Source organism: Haloarcula sp. HT12 (genome assembly GCF_055271655.1).
Genome location: NZ_JBUXKW010000004.1, coordinates 539,443 through 559,401, shown reverse-complemented (window position 1 = coordinate 559,401; position 19,959 = coordinate 539,443). Strand labels below are relative to the sequence as shown.

At 61.8% G+C, this 19,959-nt stretch carries 20 protein-coding genes and 1 pseudogene; 7 read left to right on the top strand and 14 right to left on the bottom strand.

Annotated elements, in window-relative coordinates:
• Nucleotides 1–140: 140 nt before the first annotated feature.
• Together pdxA and ACY9XZ_RS15720 are read right to left on the bottom strand one after the other, a co-directional pair.
• Complete coding sequence (pdxA, locus tag ACY9XZ_RS15725) at nt 141–1,136, bottom strand: 4-hydroxythreonine-4-phosphate dehydrogenase PdxA (RefSeq protein WP_463457964.1); 996 nt, start codon at nt 1,134–1,136, stop codon at nt 141–143.
• Entirely contained in the window at nt 1,129–2,397 is a 1,269-nt protein-coding gene (locus ACY9XZ_RS15720) for a four-carbon acid sugar kinase family protein (protein ID WP_463457963.1), read from the bottom strand. The genes pdxA and ACY9XZ_RS15720 overlap by 8 nt, the downstream gene beginning before the upstream one ends.
• A gap of 158 nt (nt 2,398–2,555) precedes the next feature.
• On the opposite strand from ACY9XZ_RS15720, the gene ACY9XZ_RS15715 reads away from it, so the two are divergent.
• Nucleotides 2,556–3,869 (top strand): nickel pincer cofactor-dependent isomerase, group 22, encoded by a 1,314-nt coding sequence (locus tag ACY9XZ_RS15715; RefSeq protein WP_463457962.1) that lies wholly within the window; start codon nt 2,556–2,558, stop codon nt 3,867–3,869.
• A gap of 80 nt (nt 3,870–3,949) precedes the next feature.
• On the opposite strand, the gene ACY9XZ_RS15710 is transcribed toward ACY9XZ_RS15715, so the two are convergent.
• Together ACY9XZ_RS15710 and ACY9XZ_RS15705 are read right to left on the bottom strand one after the other, a co-directional pair.
• Nucleotides 3,950–5,077 carry a PfkB family carbohydrate kinase gene (locus ACY9XZ_RS15710; RefSeq protein ID WP_463457961.1) on the bottom strand — a complete coding sequence of 376 codons (1,128 nt, stop codon included), beginning with the start codon at nt 5,075–5,077 and terminating at the stop codon, nt 3,950–3,952.
• A 275-nt stretch (nt 5,078–5,352) separates the two neighbouring features.
• Entirely contained in the window at nt 5,353–6,129 is a 777-nt protein-coding gene (locus ACY9XZ_RS15705; RefSeq protein ID WP_463457960.1) for an SDR family NAD(P)-dependent oxidoreductase, read from the bottom strand.
• A 703-nt stretch (nt 6,130–6,832) separates the two neighbouring features.
• Here ACY9XZ_RS15705 and ACY9XZ_RS15700 point away from each other — a divergent pair.
• From ACY9XZ_RS15700 to ACY9XZ_RS15690, 3 genes and pseudogenes are all read left to right on the top strand, one after another.
• Nucleotides 6,833–7,081, top strand: a complete 249-nt coding sequence (locus tag ACY9XZ_RS15700; RefSeq protein ID WP_463457959.1) for a sulfurtransferase TusA family protein — start codon at nt 6,833–6,835, stop codon at nt 7,079–7,081.
• Nucleotides 7,078–8,223: pseudogene (locus ACY9XZ_RS15695) on the top strand (NAD(P)/FAD-dependent oxidoreductase). The gene ACY9XZ_RS15700 and the pseudogene ACY9XZ_RS15695 overlap by 4 nt, the downstream one beginning before the upstream one ends.
• 10 nt (nt 8,224–8,233) lie before the next feature.
• A complete protein-coding gene (locus ACY9XZ_RS15690; RefSeq protein WP_463457958.1) occupies nt 8,234–8,620 on the top strand; it encodes a hypothetical protein in 387 nt (128 codons plus the stop codon).
• Nucleotides 8,621–8,752: 132 nt separating this feature from the next.
• On the opposite strand, the gene ACY9XZ_RS15685 is transcribed toward ACY9XZ_RS15690, so the two are convergent.
• Nucleotides 8,753–8,977, bottom strand: coding sequence for a YgaP family membrane protein (locus ACY9XZ_RS15685; protein ID WP_463457957.1), 225 nt, complete (start codon nt 8,975–8,977; stop codon nt 8,753–8,755).
• Nucleotides 8,978–9,777: 800 nt separating this feature from the next.
• Here ACY9XZ_RS15685 and ACY9XZ_RS15680 point away from each other — a divergent pair.
• Nucleotides 9,778–9,909, top strand: a complete 132-nt coding sequence (locus ACY9XZ_RS15680) for a hypothetical protein (RefSeq protein ID WP_463457956.1) — start codon at nt 9,778–9,780, stop codon at nt 9,907–9,909.
• Between the two features lie 273 nt (nt 9,910–10,182).
• On the opposite strand, the gene ACY9XZ_RS15675 is transcribed toward ACY9XZ_RS15680, so the two are convergent.
• The 4 genes from ACY9XZ_RS15675 to ACY9XZ_RS15660 form a co-directional block, all read right to left on the bottom strand.
• Nucleotides 10,183–10,329, bottom strand: coding sequence for a hypothetical protein (locus ACY9XZ_RS15675; protein ID WP_463457955.1), 147 nt, complete (start codon nt 10,327–10,329; stop codon nt 10,183–10,185).
• 70 nt (nt 10,330–10,399) lie between these two features.
• Nucleotides 10,400–10,636, bottom strand: a complete 237-nt coding sequence (locus ACY9XZ_RS15670) for a hypothetical protein (RefSeq protein ID WP_463457954.1) — start codon at nt 10,634–10,636, stop codon at nt 10,400–10,402.
• Between the two features lie 174 nt (nt 10,637–10,810).
• Nucleotides 10,811–11,131 carry a hypothetical protein gene (locus ACY9XZ_RS15665; RefSeq protein ID WP_463457953.1) on the bottom strand — a complete coding sequence of 107 codons (321 nt, stop codon included), beginning with the start codon at nt 11,129–11,131 and terminating at the stop codon, nt 10,811–10,813.
• A gap of 7 nt (nt 11,132–11,138) precedes the next feature.
• Nucleotides 11,139–11,402, bottom strand: coding sequence for a hypothetical protein (locus tag ACY9XZ_RS15660; RefSeq protein ID WP_463457952.1), 264 nt, complete (start codon nt 11,400–11,402; stop codon nt 11,139–11,141).
• A gap of 150 nt (nt 11,403–11,552) precedes the next feature.
• On the opposite strand from ACY9XZ_RS15660, the gene ACY9XZ_RS15655 reads away from it, so the two are divergent.
• Both ACY9XZ_RS15655 and ACY9XZ_RS15650 read left to right on the top strand, forming a co-directional pair.
• The gene (locus ACY9XZ_RS15655; protein ID WP_463457951.1) at nt 11,553–12,116 is read left to right on the top strand and encodes a helix-turn-helix domain-containing protein; all 564 of its coding nucleotides are present in this window, start codon (nt 11,553–11,555) and stop codon (nt 12,114–12,116) included.
• A gap of 223 nt (nt 12,117–12,339) precedes the next feature.
• Nucleotides 12,340–12,867 (top strand): winged helix-turn-helix domain-containing protein, encoded by a 528-nt coding sequence (locus ACY9XZ_RS15650; RefSeq protein ID WP_463457950.1) that lies wholly within the window; start codon nt 12,340–12,342, stop codon nt 12,865–12,867.
• Between the two features lie 29 nt (nt 12,868–12,896).
• Here the strand turns inward: ACY9XZ_RS15650 and ACY9XZ_RS15645 are convergent, their stop codons facing one another.
• From ACY9XZ_RS15645 to ACY9XZ_RS15625, 5 genes are all read right to left on the bottom strand, one after another.
• Entirely contained in the window at nt 12,897–14,531 is a 1,635-nt protein-coding gene (locus tag ACY9XZ_RS15645) for a long-chain fatty acid--CoA ligase (RefSeq protein ID WP_463457949.1), read from the bottom strand.
• 2 nt (nt 14,532–14,533) lie between these two features.
• Nucleotides 14,534–15,043 (bottom strand): Zn-ribbon domain-containing OB-fold protein, encoded by a 510-nt coding sequence (locus ACY9XZ_RS15640; RefSeq protein WP_463457948.1) that lies wholly within the window; start codon nt 15,041–15,043, stop codon nt 14,534–14,536.
• Nucleotides 15,040–16,233: a thiolase C-terminal domain-containing protein gene (locus ACY9XZ_RS15635; protein WP_463457947.1), complete on the bottom strand. Its 1,194-nt coding sequence runs from the start codon at nt 16,231–16,233 to the stop codon at nt 15,040–15,042. Before ACY9XZ_RS15635 ends, ACY9XZ_RS15640 begins: the two co-directional genes overlap by 4 nt.
• Nucleotides 16,233–18,170, bottom strand: coding sequence for a 3-hydroxyacyl-CoA dehydrogenase/enoyl-CoA hydratase family protein (locus ACY9XZ_RS15630; RefSeq protein ID WP_463457946.1), 1,938 nt, complete (start codon nt 18,168–18,170; stop codon nt 16,233–16,235). Before ACY9XZ_RS15630 ends, ACY9XZ_RS15635 begins: the two co-directional genes overlap by 1 nt.
• Nucleotides 18,171–18,417: 247 nt before the next feature.
• The gene (locus ACY9XZ_RS15625; protein WP_463457945.1) at nt 18,418–19,644 is read right to left on the bottom strand and encodes a substrate-binding domain-containing protein; all 1,227 of its coding nucleotides are present in this window, start codon (nt 19,642–19,644) and stop codon (nt 18,418–18,420) included.
• Nucleotides 19,645–19,959: the final 315 nt, after the last annotated feature.

Below are 19,959 nucleotides of genomic sequence, written 5' to 3'. Positions count from 1 at the left end.
GGACTCGCACCGTACCTCATCGCATCCACGGTCTGAAATGGGTCCGCCGCAAACCCGGCGGCAACGCGCTCACAATCAGTCCCGGACCCGTGCTGTGACGCACGTATCAACGTTCGTCCAGGGAAAAGCGATAATTGCCTCTATCGGGCGAGTCTGACGGCCGTCGACACCGCATCGATCATGCTCTGTTCGGATGCGACCCCCTCACCGGCGATGTCGAAGGCCGTGCCGTGGTCCACGCTCGTCCGGATGATCGGGAGGCCGATGGTGACGTTGACGCCACTCACTGCGTCGCCATCGCCGGTGAAGCCGAGCATCTTGATCGGGATGTGACCCTGGTCGTGATACATCGAGACGACGCAATCGAACTCGCCCGACGCGGCCCGAACGTAGACCGTGTCCGGGGGGAGGGGACCGGTCACGTCGACGCCAGTCTCGGCGACACGGTCGATCGCCGGTTCGATGACCGCCGCTTCCTCGTCGCCGAGGAGGCCGCCGTCGCTCGCGTGGGGGTTCAGCCCCGCGACGGCGACCGACGGGTCGTCGATGCCGAGGTCACGCAGCGCCTCGTCCGTCACGGCGATGGTCGACGCAACGTCGTCGGCTTCGAGATCGCAGGCCTCCCGCAGCGGAACGTGCGTACTGACGTGTGTCACCGTCAGGTCGTCCTCGATGAGCATCATCGAGTAGTCGTCGGTGCCGGTGTAGTCCGCGAGCATTCCGGTGTGGCCCGCGTACTCGCTGCCCGCCATCCGGGTCGCCTGTTTGTTGATAGGGGCAGTTGATATCGCGTCGATCTCGTCGGCCTGTGCCAGTTCGATCGCCCGCTCGACGTATTCGAGACTCGCCGCGCCGTTCGCTTCCGAAAGCTCGCCGTATTCGTGCACAGACACGTTGTCGAGGTCGATTACCGGGAGTGTCTCGGGATCGGCAGCCGCCTCGCTCGGTGAGTCGATACGGCGGACAGTAAGGGTCGGGGCGAACCGGTCCACCGCGTCCTCCAAAACGGACGCGTCGCCGATGACGACGACGTGTGCCGTCTCGACGAGCGTCGGGTATGATTTGACAATGACTTCACTTCCGATGCCCGCGGGGTCACCCATAGTGACGCCTACGGTAGGGGCTCGATCACTCATCACGAAGACCCAGTCGACCGAGTGACTTAATTATTGCCTGCTGGTCGCCGAACCCGCCAGCTTTCGTCACGACCGCCGTTCCGTCGGCGACGCCCCCTTCGACGGTCGCAAGTGGTATCCCCGGGGCGACACCTTCGCCGGCCATGCGGAGCGCCGTCGCGTCGAGATCGTCGAGGACCGCCCGGGCGGTCGCCCCACCAGTCACAAAGAGATTCGACGCTCGACCGTCGCCGACGACCGTCGCGGTGCCGTGGGCAAGCGCGTCCGTGACGCGACGCCGGACGGTGGACCCGTCGACGCCCGCCCGCTCACCGGCCGCCATCGCCCGGTCGACGTCGCTGCGTGCGTCGGCGCTGTGGAGCAACACTCCCCCGTGTTCGTCGGCGACGGCGCGCCCGCGGGACGCCAGATCAGTCCCGGCCGCGGCCGGGTCGGTGACTGCCGTCTCGAGGTCGAGGTGCTGTCGCCGGTCTTTCGGGACCGCCTCGATCTGTTCGAGCGTCTCCGGTGCGACGCTCCCCGAGACGCCAACGACCGACCGGGTCGAATCTATGTCGATTCCGGCTCCTGACGGCGTTCCGGGGACGCCGATGTGTCTGGCGAGCCCGCCACTTCCGACGTACAGACACCGCTCGGCGAGTGCCTCGGCCGCCGTAGCGATTGACGCGAGGTGACTGTCCGTGACGGCGTCGCAGGTGACGATGACCGGCCCGGATGTCGAGGTCAGCGACGCCAGGGTCTCACGCACGGCGGCGCTGCCGCGCGCGACGGTCTCGACGCCGAGGTGCTCGACGGGATACTCACTCGACGCGAAGACGGCCGGGAGCGAATCGTGTGTCGGCGGTCGCTCCTCGTCCTGGCCGGGTGGTGACTCGGTCACCAGCCGGCCGTCGACGAGATGATACCCACTCGCCGTCACCCGACCGTTATCTGGAAACGCCGGCGCGACGACGACGAGCGCGGGCTCGACTGCCCGCGTAGTGGCGTCCACCTCGACGCGGACGTTCCCGCGGAGGGTCGAATCGATCTTCTTGAAGACGATCGATTCGTCGGTGTCTTCGAGGGCCGCTCGGACGCGCTCGGCGGCGACAGCGGGCTCCGCGTAGCGCGACTCGGTGTTGTACACGCTGACGTCTCCCCCTGCCGTCGCGTCGGGCTGTGTGGAGAGCAGGACCCGAGTGTCGTATTCCCGCGCCGCGAACTCGTGGCCCGCGTCACAGCTCCCGGTCAGGTCGTCTGCGACGACGAGACATCGGGTCATCGTCGGCCCTCCTCGCGCCCGCGAATACACTGCACTGAGATGTAACCGTTCATAGTACCTATGCCGAGACACTGTGTAAAGAAACATTCGCACGGCCGCTGACTCGTCGACGAGAGGGACAAAATATAAGCATCAGATCGGAGTTAGTAGACATATCTATGCAGTTCGAGTTTCCGGGCCGAGAGCGTTTGGAGGCGACAAACGACGCCGACGTGTCTGATCTCCCCCGTGCATACCGCGTCAGTTGTATTCGAGACACCCCGACCGTCCCGGACGTTACGGCGGCCGCGATTGATGCTGTCGACGACATCCCCGAACTCGCCGACCTCGAACCGGGGAGTAGCGTCGGAATTACCGCCGGCAGCAGGGGCATCGACGTCCTCCCGGCGGTCCTCGAAGCCGTCGTTTCGGAACTCCAATCGCGCGGGCTCGAACCGTTCGTCTTCCCCGCGATGGGTAGCCACGGGGGCGCGACCCCCGAGGGTCAGCGCGAGACGCTCGCCACGCTCGGTATCACGCCCGACCAGCTCGGCTGTGAGATCCGCTCTTCGCTCGACGTCGAACAGGTGAGCACCGACTCGACCGGCCGGCCGGTGTACGCGGCCGACGACGCGCTCGACGCCGACGCCGTCCTGCTCGTCAACCGGATCAAACTGCACACCGACTTCCGGGGCGACGTCGAGAGCGGCCTCTGTAAGATGGCCGTCGTCGGACTGGGCAAACAGCGCGGGGCCGACAACATGCACAACGCGGCACTCGAACGCGGGTTCCACGAGGTCATCCCGGAGTGGGCCGGCATCCTCGTCGAGGAGACGCCCATCGTCGGCGGTGTGGGCATCATCGAAAATGCCGACGAGCAGGCCGCCGAGATTCACGGCGTCCCCGCTTCGGAGCTTTTGGAGACGGAGCCGGAGCTGTTGAGACGGTCGAAAGAGTTCTTCCCCGAACTCCCGGTCGAGGACCTCGATCTGCTCGTGGTCGACGCCATGGGCAAAGAGATCAGCGGTACCGGGCTCGATACGAACGTCATCGGCCGGGTGCGGTTCCACAACCAGGCGGAGGTCGACACCCCAGCCATCACCCGGGTCTACGTCCGGTCGCTGACGCCGGCCTCGCACGGCAACGCCCTCGGGATGGGCCTTGCCGACCTCGTCCACAGGGACCTCGCCTCCACCGTCGAATTCGAGGACACGTACGTCAACATTGTGACCAGCGGCGAGACCAACCGGGCGAAACTCCCCTTCGTCGTTCCCAGCGACACGACGGCGTTCATCCTCTCCGCGTCGATGACCGGCGTCGCCAGCGCTAGCGACCTCCGGATCGCCCACATCGAGAGCACGATGGAACCCGGAGAGCTATGGGTGTCCGAACCGGTCGCCGAGGAACTCGCTGATCGGGACGACGTCAACGTCCACGAAGACAGACCGTGGCAGTTCGACGAGGACGGCGAACTCGCGATGCCCTGGGACTGATATCTCGTTATTGGGTTCGCCCACCACGCCACCGTCGTCGGGAACGGTTGGAGGCTCGAATCAAAATTCGGTCCAGTGTCCTACTCGAACTGTGTATCGTAGGTAGTGATGGCCGAGACAACGTCGTCGTAGGACGGTGTCTCTCCTGTCCTGACGAACTCACGGGCGAGTGCGTTGCCCAGTACGACGGCCTCCCCGTCCCCCATTCCCTCGACGAGACCGAGAGAGAGCCCTGCATTGAAGTGGTCGCCGGCACTGGTGGTCAACTCCGGCGATTCGACTGGCGCGACGCGTATGTTCGTCGTTCCGTCATCGCTTATGACCACGGACTCGTTCACGCTGTGCCCGACGAACCGGTCGACGGCAAGGGAGTCGAACGCAGCGCGGGCGTCCGATACGAGTTCATCACTCGCGTGCGCACCGAGTGCAGCCGCGAGTTCTTTGGTCTCGTAGCGGTTCGCCGAGACCGTCACGTCCACCACCTCGGCGAGGCGGCCCGTCGCCGCGACGATCGATTTCAGTATCTCGCGGTCGAGTTCCCGGATGTTCGCCGGGTCGAGGAGGACGCGCTCCGGTGGGTCTACAAGCTCCGGAAAGACCGTCTCGCGGAGGCCATCGAGGATGCCCGCCATCTCGGGCATCACCGCCCAGTAGCCGATACCGAGGAGCTTCGCCCCGTCGAGTTCGTCGACGAGCGTCTCGACGCCGACCCGTGACCGGATAGTCTCCCAGTCCAGCGTCGCAGCGCCGCCGTTCTCCATCAGCATGAGCTTCCCGTCGTCGAACTCGATCGCGTCGGTGATCCCCGGATCACCCAGCGAATACAGGGTACAGGCTTCGAACTCCTGCTCGAAGATATCGCGAACCGGATCTCCGCACATCCCCACGAGCGTCGGATCGAAGCCGAGCGTCTGGTACGCGCGAGACAGGTGGCTGACGTGTCCGCCGGTCCGCTGGCCGTGGCGCTCCCAGGAGATGGACAGCGAGCTATCGGCGGCCGCCGATGTCACTATCTCCTCGCCGAACTCGCGCAGCGTCCTGATGCGGTCGCTGTCCGCCGCGCCGGCGTTCGTCCCCGCCCGTCGGACGTTGTCGACGTACCCGTCGAAGCCAAACACCACGTCTCCACCGCTTGGGCTGGATGGGAGCTGCTCCCGGCACGACTCCACTGCCTCACGTGTCTGGGAATCCGGATACCTATTCGCCATTCGTGTCACAACCTGAGACCGCTCTCGTGCGTCTTCGAATCGTTCCCGCGACGGCCTCTTCGATACGAGCCTTTGCCGAAAGAGTCGGCCGAATCTCGGCAGAGTGATTGCGTGGCCAAGTACCGTCTGAACGCTGTAGTATCCGCTGACGGGTACCTACGCCTGTCGTTCCGAGCCCAACCGGTACACGCATTTCTGCTAACGAATCCATACACAGCGTTACATCGGGAGGTATATAAAAAATTAGGGCACTGCCTTGCTGTCTCGCCGTGACACTATCGAGTGTCCAGTCGCCAGCTATCGATGGGGACCTGGCCGCCGTCGACGCGGAGTTCGTGGCCGTTGATGTAGTCGCTAGCCGGGGCGGCCAGGAAGGTGACGGCCTGTGCTACGTCTTCGGGTTCCGCGAACCGTCCCAGCGGGTTGTTGTCGATGATCTGTTCGGTGACGGCATCGCTGAAGCCTTCGACCATCCTAGTGTTCGCCCAGCCCGGGGCGACGGCGTTGACGCGGACGCCTTCACGACCGAGTTCGAGCGCGAGGCTCTTTGTGAGGCCGAGCAGACTGAACTTTCCGACGTCATATGCTGGCGACATGCCGACGCCGTTTTTGGTGTGAATTGACGTGAAGTTCACTATCTTTCCGTACCCCTCTTCGACCATTCCATCGACGACCGCCCGTGTGCAGTTCAGCGCCCCGTGGAGGTGTACGTCGAGGTTCAACTCGAAGGTGTCGTCGTACTGGTCGTCGAGGAAAGGACCCGCGTCGCCGACGCCCGCGTTGTTCACGAGGATGTCGATCTGACCGAGTTCTGTTGTTGCGGTTTCGACCATCGCTTCGACGGCCGCCTCGTCGCTCACGTCCGCAGGCAGTCCGATGGTGTCGACGCCGAGCTCGGCGATTTCAGCCGCCGTCTCCTCGGCGACTGCGTCGTCGATGTCGTTGACGACGATGTCCGCGCCGTTCTCCGCGAGTTCCTTCGCCGTCGCTTTGCCCATGCCTCTGCCCGAGCCGGTGACAAGCGCAGTCTTATCTGTGAGGTCGAGTTGCATACGTGAAACAGTTCTATACCTCTCCTGATAAACATTCGGGCACTAAATCACACCAATATCGAGCGACAAATTTACTACAGTCAGATTCGGGCCTGCTACGGATCAGTTAGCTATGTATTCTAGAATTTAGATTTTTACATGCCAAATACAATATCCTCTGTTTATGAGACGAGATAATTCGTATAATACATATGAAAAACCAAGTCTAGATATAAAAAGTCCCCAGTCGGAACTGAAACACTCAAAAAGAAAGTTGATGAGCCTGATAGCCACTCATCGAATGCTTACTACGGACTAAAAAGTCGGTCAATTCATTAGTATGGTGGCGCCCCAGAAAGTTTGCTGGGGACTCTGCACCGTCGATACGCTGTTGCACCCCTCTTGGCGTTTTACTGTTAATCCAATCCACTCACTGCTACAGGGGGCTCACCCGTTTTGGTGAAGACGCCCTCCAATCCGTCCTAACCGACCAGCCTGTCGAGTCGATCAGTTCGCTAATGCACGCGGTCAATCCGATGATATCGTCCTCAGCCTGACAGTCGATAACAGTCGTTACAGTTATTCGGAGCTGGTGGATGGAATCGGCATACCGCTGGCCGGTCGCCCGAACGTGGTGACGCGCCTGTAGACACTGGGTTCTCAGAGTCTTGGAACAACCATACATTATTAACTGGACGGCCTGCCTACGTCCAGACGAGAAAGCATGACCACTGAGCAGAGTCACACCGAGGCAGACACGACCGTCGACGCTCGGGGCGCAACCTGTCCGGGTCCGCTAATGGACCTCATCTCCGAGGTCCGGACTGCCGACACCGGCTCCGTTATCGCCCTGCTGAGCGACGCCGAGAAGTCGCCGACAGAGGTCCGAGAGTGGGCCGACGAGTCCGGCAACGAGGTCATCGACATCTCGGACGAAGGCGACCATACCAGAATTTACGTGAAGAAGCTATGACCGAACGCATCGCAATCATCGGCGGCGGTACCGGTGGCACCGTACTATCGAACACACTCGCGGAAAAACTCGATACGGAGATAACCGCTGGCGAGGTCGAAATCACGCTGTTCAACGACGGCGAGGACCACGTCTACAAGCCGGTGTGGTTGTACGTCGCGTTCGGCCAGCGGGAACCCGCGGACGGCAAGCGTCCACTGCGCGAGGTCGTCGACGACCGTGTGGATATCCGGCAGGAATGTGTCTACGACATCGACCACGAGCGCCACCAGCTCGAACTCGTCGACACTGTCGAGCGGTTCGAGTACGACAAACTCGTCATCGCGACGGGCTCACAGCTCGACCCGGACCGGGTTCCGGGACTCGCCGAGGGCGGTCACCACTTCTACGGGGAAGACGGTGCGCAGGCCCTCCGTGACGAGTTCCTGACGATGGACGGCGGCCATATCGTCCTGAGCGTCATCGGCACGCCGCACATGTGTCCGGCGGCACCGCTGGAGTTCACTTTCATGGTCGACGACTGGCTCCGAGAACGGGGTCGCCGGGACGCGTTCGACATCACCTACACTTACCCCATCATGCGGGTCCACGGGAACGAACACATCGCCGAGTGGGCCGACCCGCGACTCCGCGAGCAAGATATCGGCGTTGAGACGATGTTCAACGCCGAGTCCGTCGACCCCGAAGCCGAGACAATCACGTCGATGGAGGGGACGGAGCTGGACTACGACCTCCTCGTCGCGATCCCGCCTCACACCGGCAGCGACTTGATCGAAACGGCTGGACTCGGCGACCGCGGCTGGGTTGACGTTGACCAGCACACGCTGGAAGCGACCGATTTCGACGACATCTACGCCATCGGGGACGCCGCACAGACCGGGGTGCCAAAAGCCGGTAGCGCCGCACATTACCAGGCGAACGTCGTCGGCTAGCGCCTGGCGAGCGAGGTCCGTGGCCAGCCGGCGACGGCAGTCTACGGTGGCAAAACCGTCTGTTTCATCGAGACCGGGATGGACAACGCGACGTTCGTCGAATTCGACTACAAAAACCCGCCGGAGCCGAGTGAGCCGACCCAGGCCATGCACTGGTCGAAGCTCGCCTACAACGAGTCGTACTGGCTTACTGCGCGGGGGCTGCTCTGAGGGGATCAAAATGAGTGAACAACAGCTACCGACCGAGGAACTGACCGCCGTGATTGAGGAGAACCCGGAGGCCTTCGCCACGTTCGTTCGGAATCTCGATACGGTCAACGAACTGGTGGAGGTAGCCGAGCTCGGGACCGCTGCGATGGACGACGAGATGGTCGCTTCGCTGGCCCGGACCGGCTCCTCGCTGGGCGAGCTCGCTGACTCCGCGGCCAAGGAAGACACCCGCCGTGGGATTCAGGTCCTGCTTCGAGCGCTGGGCAAGGCCGACGCGAACGGACCGGTAGACCGCCACGACATCTGGAAGGGCCTGTGGGAGGGCGAGTTCCTCACAGGCGTCAGATACGCGCTCGCTATCGTCCAGTCGCTGGGCCGCGCGGTGAAGGACCGCTGAGGGTCGATTTTCGCGGCTACGGTCATCGTCCCGGCCTACACAGAGACGGACCGAATCGGTCCGGCAGTCGCCTCTATTAAACGTGGTTTCAGGAAGAGTAGCGTCACTTACGGCGCGGAGACCGACGGATCGTCACCGGGTGCCGGAGGGACAGGTATCTATACCGAGCACCGAGTAGAGGCCACAGAATCCCGTCAGCCCCGTCACGAGTAGTATCACTGCACCGAGTCCAAGAACGGGAGCAACCAGTAGCGGGAGCGGGAGTGCGCCCGCCAGCACCCCGATAGAGATGAGTCCAGCGATGGCACCGATTCCGATTCTGACGCGCTTGTCCGTCGCACCGATGTTTTTGTCCATACAGGAAAGTGGTACTCCAGGGTCAATATCTTTTCTATTGTGCAATACAATCAATATCCACTATTCGACTGTCATCGACAAGCGACCGACCCTAAAGGTTAATCTATCACAATTGGGCGCTCCCGGTGCTGTCACTCGGCCAGTAACCCAGCCTTGTCACAGGACAAAAGGGAGCTAAACCCCGCAGGAATCCACATACACCTGACGCGCAGTCCCCGCAGAACTCGGTTTCACACCATCAGACGCGACGGTATCGAGTCGACGGTCAAGCTATTTGGGCGTGATCAGCGCGTTGTTCTTGATCCGCTGTAGCTGATACGGCCGTACACTCTTAGTGTATTCCAGTCCGGTAGGTCGTGGTGCTGTCGTGTCTACTGGTAAGTAAAATTCATAGGTCTACCCTTGACGACTGACAACCGTGCAACGAAAGCAGCGACTGGTGACACGGTATCAGACTGGCGATTTAGCTACCAGGCTTCGGCAAACGCCAGCAGGTCAATACCGATAATAAAGAGGATTACCAACAGAGTTATCGCGATAATGACTTTGACGAACCAGGGGAGAGAGTCATCAGCGGCCGTATCACTCATGTCCGTGTATTCTTGCCGCAGAAGCCTGTATTTTGCGCTTGCTTACGACAACCGCCCACGGCGATGACTAGAGTGTCAGCAGATACGCCACCTCTCCCTGGTGAAAGCGAACAGCGGGAACCGAAATTGACTGTCCTATCCCCGCCCGAAATAACGTAGATTCGGGAGTTTGTCTCCGAGATCCGGTACGACGATGGTGTCGATTCGCTGATGGACCTGTTCATCGAGACACCGGAAGCCCGATCGACGACGTTCCTCTGCTCGATGGCAACGCGCAACTCTGGCGGTTGGATCAAAGCACTGGTCTCACCTCAGTCGTCGAACAAGCGACAGCGCTATTGACAGATTCGACGTACAACCAACTGATATCCAAGTTCAGCTCTCCAAGCACAGACCGGCTCAATGACGTGCCTCCCACACCCGGCCTCGTTGCCGGGACACCAACGGCCAGGCGAGCGAATTAAGAGCCCTTCATCGACCCGTGGTTATGGTTTGAGCGATCTATTCGATAGTAGGACCGTTTCGCGACATGACTCATATCATCGGACGTACGCCTTTGACTAATTTCGCCACGCCGGGACGGCGAAAACCTTACTGAAGTTACGTCCAACAGTCTCAACCGTTGTCTTCGAGTGACTCCAACGCGTTTTCGAGCGCTTCTATACTGCGCTCAAGATCCTCGGAAACATCGGGATCCTCCACCTCCTGCTGGGCAAGCCGGACCTGTTTAATCGCCTCTTTCATCCTGTTTGATACGTCCATGCTTGACTACTCAAACAGCTATCAGAAAAATCTCCGGGTTCCCTCTCGTTTGGAATTCGCATTGCCCCACTCATCCGTCCGTGAGAGCCGCCGTCCTGTCACGGCCGAACTGGCCGTCACTGCACAGCGCCGTCGCGACGAAGAAAGACAGTACCTCGGCACCACTCATGTACTGCTCGCTCTCGCTGGCGAACACCCAGCGACGTTTCCGGGTAGATGCGTCACGTTCGGCGGCGGTACGTGTGAGACGATCGCGAAAACGAGCCCCGGTGACAGCGCCGGGAACGACGCTGTCGTGAACATCCACTGCCACTGCTGGCCTGTCCAGCCGAGATAGAGCGTCCCGATCTGGAAAACGTCCCACGGCAGAACACTCTGTACTGGAGACTGTGTGGCCCGTCGCTGCCTGTACGTGACCCTTCTATGGAGAGCGCCGACGATAGACAACCACGCTGTCACCGCAGTACGCTCCATCGAGACGTTACACCCAGCCATCCGGCAGCCGGTCACTGTGGGTCTGGACTAACTCGAGAAACGGTTCGATCTCGGCGAACCGCGGCCCCTGACTGATTTCGTAGGTCTGGTCATCCCAGACAATGTAGCCCGCTTCGGCCAACTTCGGGAGGTGGTGGTGGACATACTCGGCGTGAATCGGTGTCCCGGGATCGGACTCGTCGCCGCGAACCGCGGTAAAGTGGACCCTCTCCATCGGTTCCCTGGCAGCGATGCCGGTCAATATCCGGCGACGGGGTTTCGCTTTGAGACACTCACAGAGTGTGTCCCAGGGATTGTGTCCGGCCATGTCGATATCACGCGCCCCCCACCGCTGCGGCCGCAACCATGATGACAATCAATCCTGCGAGAAGGATGCCTGTTACCTGTGAGAGATTTGCGGTGGCCAGGCGAGACTGAATATCCACCGCTGCCGTCGCCAGCGGACCTGCAAGGGTGACTGCAGTGACCGTTCCGAGCACGCCCCGACCGTCTAGCTGCCTTCGCTGCCGGCCCTGATCAGTACGCGATGTCTTCTGCAACAATGTGCAGTGGCCTGCACTGTCTTCGTCAATTACCATCGACACCGTTGGTGACGATAGCAGGGGTAAAAAACCGCAGACACCGTTTATGAAACCTCTATCAGGGGTTTACAGTTATCAAGGGACCCCCTGTATCGTCGTCAACCCATAGCTCCGACCTTTATTTACCATGTTATCTAACGGAGCCGTATGGCCCGGATCCCGTCGGAGTTTACCGAGGAATTCGAAGCGAAAGGAGACCGGTTCTTCGCGATTGCCGAGTTGCTGTACTCCAACCCGGACCGGCAGTACACCCAGCAGGAACTCGCCGAGCGACTTGACTGCTCAACGACGACCATCAGCAACCACATCGGCGAGATGAGCGAGTGGCTCGACCGTCGCGACGACCAGACCACCTACGCCTGGGATGTCGATGTCCACGACCCAGGTCACACAGAGACCACCATGGCTGTCCGACGATTCTACGGTGACATCTGGGACCTGTTACAGAAGCACTCTCGGACTGGTCCAGGGGCGTTTGCGCTCTTTGGCTTCATTATGCTTCTCACCAGCGCCGTTCTGTTCTCGGTCTATCTGGGCTTCGTCCTCGAACTCTTTGGCGAATCGGCACTCCCGGTGAGGATATATTTTGCCAATGCCGTCGGATTTCTGTTCACCGGCATCATCGTGACACTCTGTTCACCGTACATGGCCTGGGTGAGTAGATTCCTGTGGCCGCGGTTACCCGAGAATCCGTTCGAGAGCGAAGAGTGAGTCGGTTAGCAACGCGGGCGTTCGTTCATAACCGGTCACGTGTCCCTACGCGCCACCGGTCTACTCGGGGCAAAGCGAACTGCGTAACGCTCCGTCGACACCGAGAGATTGTGAATTCCCGAAGATTCGGCACTACTACCCCGTGTTCGGCGATTCCACGGTCCAACCGACCGACGATATCGGATTCCTGAATCTTAACATTGTTACCCGGGTAGACGTGTGTATGGTAAAAGATACGCCGGCGTACGATTTCAAGGATCGGGACGTCTACATCCTCCGAGAGCTTGCGAAAAACTCTAGCATCTCCTCCCGAGACCTCGCCGAGATCCTCGAAGACGAGTACGGTATCGACGTCTCGTATGTCACTGTCAACGAGTCCATCCGGAATATGCGTGAGGCGGGCGTGTTCCGGGAAGCCATCGTTCCTAACGAGGAGTATTTCATATTCGAGCTGTTCGAATTCAAGTTCAACCCCGAGTATTTCGCGGACACGTGGCGCGAAACGATGGAGTACATCCGCGACGACGAACACACACTCATGTACTTCCTGTCGGACGGTGAGTACCAGTGGAAGTCCATCATGCTCTTTCCGACACGCGAACACGGCGAGCGCTGGCTCCACGAGTTCTACAAGAACCACGGCAAGACGGTGCTGAACGTCCGCACAAGCGTGATGACGAACGTCCTTGAGTTCGGCGCCAGTCCCGACCTCTTCGATTACCTCGACGGCGACGACGACTTCCAGTTCTAACCCCGCCACGCGGCGCTTGCGTCGCCGTGCTACTCCTCGACGGGCAGCAATCCGTACTCCGACTCGAAGCGCTCGACGAGCCGTTGCTTGTTGTACTTCCCAGTAGTCGTCTTCGGCACCTCGTCGATGAACTCGAAGCGGTCCGGTAGCCACCACTTCGGGAACTCCGCGAGCAAGTAGTCCCGGAGGTCCTCGGCAGTCACGTCGTCCGCTGCAACGACGTACGCCACCGGGCGCTCTTGCCACTTGTCGTGGGGGACGCCGATGACAGTGGCTTCCTCGATACCGTCGTGGCCGATGATCGCGTTCTCCAGTTCGATGCTGGAGATCCACTCGCCGCCGCTCTTGATGACATCATCGAGGCGGTCGACCACGTCGAGGTTGCCGTACTCGTCGATGGTGGCGACGTCACCGCTCCGGAACCACCCGTCCTGCGTGAACGAAGCACTCGTCGCGTCCGGACGCTGGTAGTAATCGCCGGCGAGCCACGGGGCCCGCGCCTGCACTTCGCCGGGCGTCTCGCCGTCGTGTGGCACCGATTGCCCGCCCTCGTCGCGGAGCCGAATCTGGACGCCCGGCGCTGGGATCCCCGCTTTCATCCGAATGCGATCTTGTTCTTCCTCGGGCAGTTCCCGTACCTCCGTCGTCATCAGGGTGTTCGCAAGGTGGGGCGAGGCCTCCGTCATCCCGTATCCCTGACTGATGGGTGCGTCGTAGACCTCGTCGAACTTCCGGATGAGCGACTCCGGCGGAGAACTCCCGCCGATGAGCACGTCCTGTAGCGAGTCCAGCACGTCCGCTCCGGGGCCGCCGGAGTCCTCGATAACGCGGTCGACCTCCATCCAGACGGTAGGAACCGCGGCCGCGACGGTGACCGCCTCCTCGTTTATCAACGGAATGAGTTCGTCCGGGTCGGTCCGCTGGCCCGGGAGCACGATTTTCGCGCCGGTAAACGTGGTCGTGTACGGGAGCCCCCAGCCGTTGACGTGGAACATCGGCACCACCGGCATCACCGTATCGGTCTCACTGACGCTGAACACGTCGACGTGGCTGTGCATCAGCGTGTGCAGGAACTGGCCACGATGCGTGTATTGGACACCCTTTGGCAGACCGGTGGTGCCGGACGTGTAGCAGAGCGCGCTCTCGGTGTCCTCGTCGATGGTGGGCCACTCGTAGTCGGTCTCGTAGCCGTCGATGAACGATTCGTAGTCGGTGACCGGCTCCAGGGACGTGTCCGGCACATCGGTTCGATCACCGAGAATCACGTACTGCTCGACGGTGTCGAGGTCGTCTGCGATGGATTCGAGAACGCCCACGAACTGCGGGTCGACGAACATCAGTCGGTCTTGGGCCTCCTCGATGATTTCGACGAGGTGGTGTTCCGGCAGTCGGTGATTCACCATGTGGATGCTGCGCTCGCTGCACGACGGCCCGAAGTAGAGCTCGTAGTGACGGTAGTGATTGACCGCCATCACGCCCGACCGGTCGCCGGCCGCCATCCCGTAGTCGTCCAGTGCGTGTGCGAGCTGACTGATGCGCTCGTAGGCGTCGCCATACGTGTAGCGGTGCGTGCTACCGTCCGGGAGCGCGGTGACGATCTCCTTGTGGCCGAAGAGGTCGCGGGCGCGCTCCAGGAACTTCGTTATCGTGAGGTCGTAGTCCATTGTCATGCTGTATCATCCCGTGGTGTAAATCGATAAAACACCCTGTTCTGGTCGGTCGGGCCGTCGATGTCTACGACTTGCAGCGTGACGGGGTCGCCGATGGCAAGGTCGTCGTAGTCGACGCCATCGATGCGGGCGGACAACTGGATGTCTACGCCGTCCAAGTCGACGACGCCGGTAACGAACGGCGTGTCTATCCCGAGTGGGCCGCTCCCCCTGACGGCGGCGAACGCAAACAGCGTGCCGTCGTGGGGCAGCGAGGTGTATTCGAGGTCGTCGCTCGTACACTCCGGACACACGACGCGCGGCGGGAAGTGGCGCTCGCCGCAGTCCCGACACGCCGTCGTGGACAGCGACCCCTCCCGGAGGCGGTCGTAGAACTCGTGAATCCGGGTGTGGTCGGCGTCCTGCATGTCGTAGAAGTCCAGCAGACGCGGCATCTCGATTGTCTCTGGCACTGCAACCGTCTTCCGCGGCGGTTCATCGTCGGTGTGGTCGGTGTCGTTAGTCATTGTGGCCCCCTCGCGAGCGTCATCACGCTGTGGACGCTGCCGCTGCCGCTGAGATTGTGGATGAGACCGGTCTCCGGGCTGTCCGGCACCTGTCTGGCGGCTTCAACCTCGCCGGTGAACTGCTTGTACACTTCGAGCGCCTGCGAGACGCCGGTTGCCCCCAGCGGGTGTCCACAGCCTAAGAGCCCGCCGCGAGGGTTGACAGCGATGTCGCCGTCGAGTTCGCTGCGCCCGTCTTCGATGAACTGGCCCCCCTCGCCTTTCTCCACCCAACCGAGGTCCTCGTACTCGATGATCTCGCTGATGGAAAAGCAGTCGTGGATCTCCGCCACGTCGAGTTCTTCGACCGGATCGTCGATGCCCGCCTGCTCGTACGCCTGTTCGGCGGCCTCCGTCGCCTGCGGCCACGCCGACAGCGACGGGAGGTTGTTGATAGAGTTGCTCGCCATGCAAGACTGTCCGCTGCCCGTGACATACGCCGCGGTGTCCGTGAGCTCGCGGGCCTTTTCCTCGCTGACGAGCAGGAGGCCGGCGGCACCGTCCGTGAGGCCGCTGCAGTCCAGCAGGCACAGCGGCGGCGCGACCGGGTACGAGTCAAGCACGTCGTCGACGTCGACTTCCTTCTGGAACTGCGCGTACGGGTTGTTCGCGGCGTGACGCTTGTTCTTCACGCTCACCTTCGCGAGTTGCTCCCGCGTCGTGCCGTACTCGTGCATGTGGCGCTGGGCGAACATCGAGAAGAACGACGGCGCATTCAGACCGTTCACGCCGTCGAACTCGCGGTCGAGCACGTTCGACATGCTCGACTGCGTCTCCTCCATGTGGCCGTCGCCGAGGTTCATCTTCTCGACGCCGAGCACGAGCGCGACGTCTATCTGGCCGGCGGCGATGGCGAGCCACGCGTACCGCAGCGCGGCCTGCCCGCTCGCACAGGCCAGCTCCGTCCGGGAGATCATCTTCGAGGCGTGGACGCCCAGGAGCTCGGCCGCCAGCGGCGCGACGTGGCTCTGGAAGGCGAACCGCTCGGGCTGGACCGCGCCGAGGAACAGCCCCTCGACGTCGTCCGGTCCGAGCCCGTCTACGTCGTCGAAGGTGGCCTTCCCGGCCTCCTGTGCGAGGTCCTTCCAGGTCGCCTCACGCTTCCCCCAGTCCGCGTGCCCGCCGCCGACGATTGCAGCGTTCCGGGTCATCACTCGAACTCCGGTTCGCGGTCGTCTCTGAACGCCGTCACGCCCTCGACCATGTCCTCCGTGGTCGTGAGTAGGCCAAAGGCCTGGCTCTCCGAGTCGAGGCCGGCCTGCAGGCTGGCGTCCTGTCCGTCGTCGATGACGCGCTTTGCGACCTTCAGCGCCGTCTTCGGGCCGTTCGCGAGGTCGTCGACGAACTCCTCGACGACCGCGTCGAACTCCTCTGTGGAGACGGCACGGTTGAGCAGCCCCCAGTCGGCGGCCCGCTCGGCAGAGATCTGCTCGCCCCGGAAGACGAGTTCCTTCGCACGGCCCTCGCCGACGATGCGGGTGAGCCGCTGGGTACCGCCGCCGCCCGGGATGAGACCGAGGTTGATCTCGGGCGCGCCCAACGTTGAGTCCTCCGTCGCGAGCCGGAGGTCGCAGGCGAGCGCGATTTCGAACCCCGCGCCCAGGCAGAAGCCGTCGATGCGCGCGAGCGTCGGGCGCTCGAACTCGTCGATGGCCTGAATCGTCTCGTCGACATCCATCAGCTCCGTCGGCTCGGAAGCCATGAAGCCCGTGATGTCCGCGCCTGAGCTGAACGCCTGCCCGGCGCCCGAGAACACCACGCAGGACACCTCGTCGGTATCGGCGTTGTCGAGGGCTTCCTTCACCTCACCGAACATCGTCTCGGAGAACGCGTTCAGCCGCTCCGGGCGGTCGAACTCGATTTCGAGGACGCCGCGCTCGGTGACCTCCTTGTTGATGTACTGGTAGGGGCCGTCCCCGGCGTAGTCGTGGAAGCCGCGGCCGGCGTCGACGCCCGTGTGGCCGCTCTCGACGAGCTCCACGAGGTAGTCGGCGGGCGCGAAGCGATTCGAGCTCGTCTCCTCGTGGAGTTCATCGAGCTTGTCGAGCACGTTATCGAGACCGAGCTGATCGCCGAGACGGCAGACGCCCTCGGGGAAGCGCGCGCCGAGGCGGCTGCCGAGGTCGACGTCGTGGGGGGTCGCGACGTCGCCACCGACCAGCTTCGCGGCCTCGTTGACCATCCGCGCCTCGATGCGCAGCCAGTCGAAGCCGTCGCCATCGCCGGGCTCGTAGTTCGGGCCCTCGGCCTCCCAGTCGTAGAACCCCTGCCCGGTCTTCTTCCCGAGGTCCGCCTCGCCGACCTTCTCCGCGATGACGGGCGGCGAGTTGAGATCCGTGTCCTGTCGGAAGTGGTAGGCGATGTCGATGCCCGTGTAATCTGCGAGCTCGAACGGCCCCATCGGGTAGCCGCGCTGGTAGACCATCGCCGCGTCGGCTTGCTGCACCGTGGTCTCGTCGCCCGAGAACATCCAAGCCGCCTCCTCGATGAACGGCAGCATGACGTTGTTCACGATGAAGCCGTGGATATCGCGCTTGACGTCGATGGCGCGCTTGTCGAGGTCGTCGACGAACGCGTGGATGGCTTCGAGGGTCGCCTCGCTGGTCCGCTCGCCGTGGACGACCTCCACGAGGTCCATCTTCACGGGTGGGTTGAAGAAGTGCGCGCCGACGACCTGTTCGGGGCGGTCAGTCGCGGCCCCGATTTCGGTGATGCTCAGACCGGACGTGTTCGACGCCAAGATGGCGTGGTCGGGCGCGTAGTCGTCGACTTCCCCGAACGTCTCACGCTTCAAATCGAGGTCTTCGGGAATCGCTTCTATGACGAGGTCCGCGGCGGCAACAGCGGCTTCGAGGTCCGTCTCGCCGGAGAGACGGGCGCGGACATCGTCGGCCGGCTCTTCGAGTTTGTTTTTCTCTTCGAGCTTCCCGAGGCTCCACTCGATCTGTTCGAGGCCGTCATCGACGAGATCGTCTTTGATGTCCCGGAGTACCACGTCGTAGCCCGCAATAGCGGCGAGTTCAGCGATACCGTGACCCATGCTACCCGCACCGAGTACGGTCACATCTTCTATGTCGTTCGCTCCCATCGTAAGAACACAAGGTAAGCATTCAATTTAAACTATTGGTTACGATGTTTGATTAACAAGCCTATTTACTTAACTATAAGAGATAAATCGATGCCAGTGTCACCGAGCACGACACCGACACGATTGCGGGCGAATCCAACCACGGACGCATTCGTGCTACAGCATCCCACTGTGAATGGAAGGCCCTTCGACTCGTTCCCACAGCCGGAACCACGCTCCGTCTGGTCGGTGACGTAACTTCCAGCTATCACTCGATGGGGTACTGTAGCTCGGCGGCCTGCTCGGTTTGCGGATAGACGAGGCGTTGCTCGCCGTCCCACCACTGTGCGCTCGCGGCCGAGAGTTGGCCCTCCATGGGCATCCCGTACTGGTCGAAACTGAAGTCCCCGATGACAGTGCTGAATTCCGTCTCGTCAAGCGATGTCCGCAGGCTCTCGGGGTCGGAGGTCTCGGCGGCGGCCAACGCCTGCCCAGTGGTCTGTGCGAGGTTGTAGCCGACGCCGACCATCACGCGCGGTTTCTCGCCGTCGTTCCGGTCGGCGTACGTACTCAGGAACTCCTCGTTCCCGTTCCCGGTCATCCCGGGTGCCCAGCCCGGACACATCGTGACGTAGTTCCCCTGTTCACCGAGCGCAGACCACCACGCCTGCGGGTCCGAGGCGCGCACGAACTCGATGAAATCGGGCATGTAGTCGGAGTTGTTCAGTTGGTTCATCGCGGTGATGCCGTCAGGCGGCTGCGGGCACGCCACGAGCGCTTCGACCCCCGCGCTCTCGGTCTGTGAGATGAGCGTCGAGAAGTCCTCGTTGCCGGGGTTGTACGTCTTCCGCATCGTGATGTCGTAGCCAGCCTCGGAAAGCTTCGTGTCCCATGCCTCGGCCATCTCAGCGCCCCAGCCTGAGTTCTCCTCCCAGATACCGACTGCCTGCGGGCGCTCGTTCTCCGGGATAAATTCCAGCATTCTCGTCGTCGCACGCGTGACATCGCGTGTCTTCGGGAACGGCGTATACGTCCACTCTTTCTCTCCCGTGACGAGGGGCTCCTGATAACAGGTGGCGACTGCGAGGAACGGTAACCCGTTGTTCTCCGCGTACGCCGATCCAGACATGACGAGCGGGCTGGAGAAACTCCCCCAGATCAGGTCGACAGTGTTGTTGCTAGTGAGTTGCTGGAGCTGCTGGCGGAGCACGGTCGGATCGCTTTCGTCGTCCCTGACGAGGAGTTCGACCTCCTGGTCGAGAGTGTCGCGCTCGTTGAGCGCTTCCACGCCGAGTTCGTAACCGGTGAGCATTTCCTTACCGACCGGGGCCAACCGTCCGGTTTCCGGGACTGCGGCCGCGATAGTGACCGTGTCCGAGCTGTTGCTACCGTTGAAGGCGATGCAGCCGGCCAGGCTACTGAGACCAGTCGCGCCTGTCGCGCCGGCAATTTTCAGGAACGACCGCCGACCGCGTCCACTGTTAGACGTACCCATGCATTACACCTACACATACATATTGTTAACTTTTTCTATCCATAAAGAATTAGATGTGAGCTTATTTTGTGTATTTCTCGTTTGCTGTTTGTCGACTGTCGAGGGCGGGGGGCTGATTAGTTCCCAAACCAGACGAAGCAGGCGCACTGACGACGCACGAAAGTGCCAGATGCTGGTGCTTCTCTTGCTCGGCGTCGCGATCTGTATCACGGATAAAGCCGCACACGGCTTCCCGAAAATAAATACAAGCTAGCCAGTGCTCTGGGGTCGACGTATCGACTGGTCAATCATCAGCTATGGGAGTCGGAGTCGGGC

What these genes read in the sequence shown, in the direction of transcription:
- ACY9XZ_RS15700 (WP_463457959.1), top strand. Translation starts at nt 6,833, where the DNA reads ATGACCACTGAGCAGAGTCACACCGAGGCAGACACGACCGTCGACGCT.
- pdxA (WP_463457964.1), bottom strand. Translation starts at nt 1,136, where the DNA reads ATGAGTGATCGAGCCCCTACCGTAGGCGTCACTATGGGTGACCCCGCG.
- ACY9XZ_RS15715 (WP_463457962.1), top strand. Translation starts at nt 2,556, where the DNA reads ATGCAGTTCGAGTTTCCGGGCCGAGAGCGTTTGGAGGCGACAAACGAC.
- ACY9XZ_RS15650 (WP_463457950.1), top strand. Translation starts at nt 12,340, where the DNA reads ATGGTAAAAGATACGCCGGCGTACGATTTCAAGGATCGGGACGTCTAC.
- ACY9XZ_RS15655 (WP_463457951.1), top strand. Translation starts at nt 11,553, where the DNA reads ATGGCCCGGATCCCGTCGGAGTTTACCGAGGAATTCGAAGCGAAAGGA.
- ACY9XZ_RS15685 (WP_463457957.1), bottom strand. Translation starts at nt 8,977, where the DNA reads ATGGACAAAAACATCGGTGCGACGGACAAGCGCGTCAGAATCGGAATC.
- ACY9XZ_RS15710 (WP_463457961.1), bottom strand. Translation starts at nt 5,077, where the DNA reads ATGGCGAATAGGTATCCGGATTCCCAGACACGTGAGGCAGTGGAGTCG.
- ACY9XZ_RS15680 (WP_463457956.1), top strand. Translation starts at nt 9,778, where the DNA reads ATGGACCTGTTCATCGAGACACCGGAAGCCCGATCGACGACGTTCCTC.
- ACY9XZ_RS15635 (WP_463457947.1), bottom strand. Translation starts at nt 16,233, where the DNA reads ATGACCCGGAACGCTGCAATCGTCGGCGGCGGGCACGCGGACTGGGGG.
- ACY9XZ_RS15645 (WP_463457949.1), bottom strand. Translation starts at nt 14,531, where the DNA reads ATGGACTACGACCTCACGATAACGAAGTTCCTGGAGCGCGCCCGCGAC.
- ACY9XZ_RS15640 (WP_463457948.1), bottom strand. Translation starts at nt 15,043, where the DNA reads ATGACTAACGACACCGACCACACCGACGATGAACCGCCGCGGAAGACG.
- ACY9XZ_RS15660 (WP_463457952.1), bottom strand. Translation starts at nt 11,402, where the DNA reads ATGGTAATTGACGAAGACAGTGCAGGCCACTGCACATTGTTGCAGAAG.
- ACY9XZ_RS15625 (WP_463457945.1), bottom strand. Translation starts at nt 19,644, where the DNA reads ATGGGTACGTCTAACAGTGGACGCGGTCGGCGGTCGTTCCTGAAAATT.
- ACY9XZ_RS15720 (WP_463457963.1), bottom strand. Translation starts at nt 2,397, where the DNA reads ATGACCCGATGTCTCGTCGTCGCAGACGACCTGACCGGGAGCTGTGAC.
- ACY9XZ_RS15665 (WP_463457953.1), bottom strand. Translation starts at nt 11,131, where the DNA reads ATGGCCGGACACAATCCCTGGGACACACTCTGTGAGTGTCTCAAAGCG.
- ACY9XZ_RS15675 (WP_463457955.1), bottom strand. Translation starts at nt 10,329, where the DNA reads ATGGACGTATCAAACAGGATGAAAGAGGCGATTAAACAGGTCCGGCTT.
- ACY9XZ_RS15705 (WP_463457960.1), bottom strand. Translation starts at nt 6,129, where the DNA reads ATGCAACTCGACCTCACAGATAAGACTGCGCTTGTCACCGGCTCGGGC.
- ACY9XZ_RS15690 (WP_463457958.1), top strand. Translation starts at nt 8,234, where the DNA reads ATGAGTGAACAACAGCTACCGACCGAGGAACTGACCGCCGTGATTGAG.
- ACY9XZ_RS15630 (WP_463457946.1), bottom strand. Translation starts at nt 18,170, where the DNA reads ATGGGAGCGAACGACATAGAAGATGTGACCGTACTCGGTGCGGGTAGC.